General features: G+C 65.4%; 4 protein-coding genes and 1 pseudogene. All 5 read left to right on the forward strand.

Annotation, left to right across the window (positions count from 1 at the left end):
• Window positions 1–429 (forward strand): annotated as a pseudogene (locus ACIQUH_RS27820) (conjugal transfer protein TrbE); the annotation flags it as partial.
• A 2-nt stretch (window positions 430–431) separates the two neighbouring features.
• The gene (gene trbJ / locus ACIQUH_RS27825) at window positions 432–1,199 is read left to right on the forward strand and encodes a P-type conjugative transfer protein TrbJ (RefSeq protein WP_400821413.1); all 768 of its coding nucleotides are present in this window, start codon (window positions 432–434) and stop codon (window positions 1,197–1,199) included.
• Window positions 1,200–1,221: 22 nt separating this feature from the next.
• Window positions 1,222–1,509: a putative entry exclusion protein TrbK-alt gene (trbK-alt, locus tag ACIQUH_RS27830; RefSeq protein WP_400821416.1), complete on the forward strand. Its 288-nt coding sequence runs from the start codon at window positions 1,222–1,224 to the stop codon at window positions 1,507–1,509.
• 3 nt (window positions 1,510–1,512) lie between these two features.
• Complete coding sequence (trbL, locus tag ACIQUH_RS27835; RefSeq protein ID WP_400821419.1) at window positions 1,513–2,865, forward strand: P-type conjugative transfer protein TrbL; 1,353 nt, start codon at window positions 1,513–1,515, stop codon at window positions 2,863–2,865.
• Window positions 2,862–3,046 (forward strand): VirB8/TrbF family protein (locus ACIQUH_RS27840; protein ID WP_400821422.1); only part of this gene is annotated, 185 nt, incomplete at its 3' end. The genes trbL and ACIQUH_RS27840, both read left to right, overlap by 4 nt.

Genomic DNA, 3,046 nt, shown 5'->3' on the forward strand with positions numbered 1-3,046 from the left:
AAGAATGCGTCGGTCATCTTCGCCACGCAGTCGCTGTCCGACATCGACAATTCGAGCATCGCGCCGGCCATCATCGAAAGCTGCCCGACGCGGCTCTTGCTCCCGAACGAACGCGCGATCGAGCCGCAGATCACGGCCATCTATCGCCGCTTCGGCCTCAATGACCGGCAGATCGAAATCCTCGCACGGGCGACCCCGAAGCGCGACTATTACTGCCAGTCGCGGCGCGGCAACCGCCTGTTCGAGCTGGGCTTATCCGAAGTTGGTCTCGCGCTCTGCGCCGCATCGTCCAAATCCGACCAGACCCTGATCGCCAACCTCGTCGCCGAACACGGGCGCGAAGGCTTCCTCGCCGCTTGGCTGCGCGCCCGCGACGCCGGATGGGCGGCCGATCTCATCCCGAACTTTCCCCAAGCCGAGGAGACTTGACCATGAAGACCCGTACTTTCCGCACGCGCGCCGCGATCCTGGCCGCAACCATGCTTGCCGTTTCGCCCGTCCTGGCGACGCAGCAGGCCCATGCCTTCGGCTTCGGCCGCATCGTCTATGACCCGACGAACTATGCGCAAAACGTCCTGACGGCGGCGCGCACGCTGGAGCAGATCACCCACCAGATCACCTCGCTTCAGAACGAAGCCCAGATGCTCATCAATCAGGCGAAGAACCTGGCGAGCCTGCCATACTCCGCGCTCCAGACCTTGCAGCAGAACGTCCAGAAGACCCAGCAGCTTCTCGGGCAGGCGCAGAACATCGCCTTCGACGTCCAGAAGATCGATCAGGCGTTCCAGAGCCAATACGGCAATGTCTCGCTGTCGGCTACCGATGCGCAATTGGTCGCGGGCGCGCGCGACCGCTGGAAGAACACCGTCGGAGGCTTGCAGGACGCAATGCGCGTGCAGGCCGGGGTCGTCGGCAATATCGACGCCAACCGCGCGCAGATGTCCGAGCTTGTTGGCAAGAGCCAGGGCGCGACGGGTGCGTTGCAGGCGGCGCAGGCCGGAAACCAGCTTCTCGCCCTCCAGTCGCAGCAGCTTTCCGACCTGATCGCGCTTCTCGCCGCCAATGGCCGTGCCGGTTCGCTGACCGAGGCCGAGCGCGCCGCCGCAGCCGAACAGGGACGCGAGCAGCGCCGTCGGTTCCTGACGCCGGGTTCCGGCTACCAGCCGGGCAACGCTCAGATGTTCAACAACGGCAACTGATCGCCAGAAGGAGAGCACCGTCATGGACGGCAAGATGCTGGCCCGGCTGGGCGCAATCATATTCGTCGCGGTCGCCATCACGGCCACCGCGATCGAGATGACCCGAAAAGAGGAGGCTCCGGTATCCGCGCCGGCCAACCTCCAACAGGCCGCACGCAATCCGCTGCGCGAAGAGCAGCACCGGTGCCAGCAGCTTGGCCAGAAGGCGGCCGACGATAGTGAGTGCATGCGCGCCTGGGCGGAAACGCGCGACCGCTTTCTCGGCCGCACGCCCGCGCCGTCCCCGCCCTTCCAGAATGAAGGGCATTGATCCATGGGCGGCGCTGGCGTGATCGACAATTTCCTCGGGGTCTTCACCCGCTATATCGACTCCGGCTTCGGGCTCCTCTCCGGCGAAGTCGCCTTCATCGCCACGACGCTGATCGTCATAGACGTGACGCTTGCCGCGCTATTCTGGTCCTGGGCCGCCGATGACGACATCATAGCGCGGCTGGTGAAGAAGACGTTGTTCGTCGGCGTCTTCGCCTATCTCATCGGCAACTGGAACAATCTCGCCAAGATCGTCTTCGACAGCTTCGCCGGCCTCGGACTGAAAGCCAGCGGAACCGGCTTTTCTGCCGCCGACCTGATGCGCCCCGGTAAGGTCGCACAGACCGGCCTCGACGCCGCCCGGCCGCTGCTCGAATCCATTTCCGACCTCATGGGTTGGGTCGCCTTCTTCGAGAACTTCATCCAGATCGCTTGCCTGCTTTTCGCCTGGGCGCTTGTTATCCTCGCTTTCTTCATCCTCGCCATCCAGCTCTTCGTCACTCTGATCGAGTTCAAGCTGACGACGTTGGCGGGCTTTGTCCTGATCCCGTTTGGCCTGTTCGGAAAAACCGCCTTCATGGCCGAAAAGGTGCTCGGCAACGTCATCTCGTCAGGCATTAAGGTTCTAGTCCTCGCCGTCATCATCGGCATTGGCTCGACGCTCTTCAGCCAGTTCACAGCGGGTTTCGGGGGCGTAACCCCGAGCATCGACGACGCCATGGCCGTCGTGCTCGCCGCCTTGTCGTTGCTTGGCCTCGGCATTTTTGGACCGGGCATTGCCTCCGGCCTGGTGAGTGGCGGCCCGCAGCTCGGCGCTGGCGCTGCCGTCGGAACTGGCCTTGCGGCAGGCGGCATGGTGCTCGCCGGCGCTGGCGCTGCCGGCCTTGCCGCGAAGGGCGGTGTAGCCGCGCTTTCCACCGGCGCTGCCGCAGCGCGTGGCGGCGCGACCGCAGCCGGCGCGGCATCCGCCGCGTTCAGCCTCGGTTCGCTCGGCCAGTCCGGCGCGGCGGGTGCTGCATCCGGCATGGGCGGCATCGGACGCGCGGCAGGCTCCGCCGCCATGTCGCCGCTGCGCCGTGCAGCGGCGAGCGTCAAATCCAGCTTCTCCGATGGCGTGAAGAGCGGCTTTGGCGCGACGGGCGGCTCATCGACCATGGGGACCATCGGCGGCTCCGCCGATGCGAGTGCCGATGCATCCGCCACCCAAGCCACCAAGGGCCAGCCCGATTGGGCGAAGCGGATGCAGCGCTCGCAGCGCCTTTCGCACGGCGTCCAGACTACGACACACGCCGTCCGTTCCGGCGACGGCCACGGCTCCGGCTCTTCCGTCAACATCTCTGAAAGTGACCGCTCATGAATCTCTTCAAGCGTCCTGCCGCGCACTACGGCAAGACCCCACAACCCGAGACACCCTACCAGAAGGCCGCACAGGTCTGGGACGAGCGGATCGGCTCGGCCCGCGTGCAGGCCAAGAACTGGCGCTACATGGCCTTCGGCTCGCTGGTTCTCTCTGGAGGCTTCGCCGCTGCGCTCGTCTG

Source organism: Agrobacterium sp. NPDC090283, assembly GCF_044769685.1.
Classification (GTDB): Bacteria; Pseudomonadota; Alphaproteobacteria; order Rhizobiales; family Rhizobiaceae; genus Agrobacterium.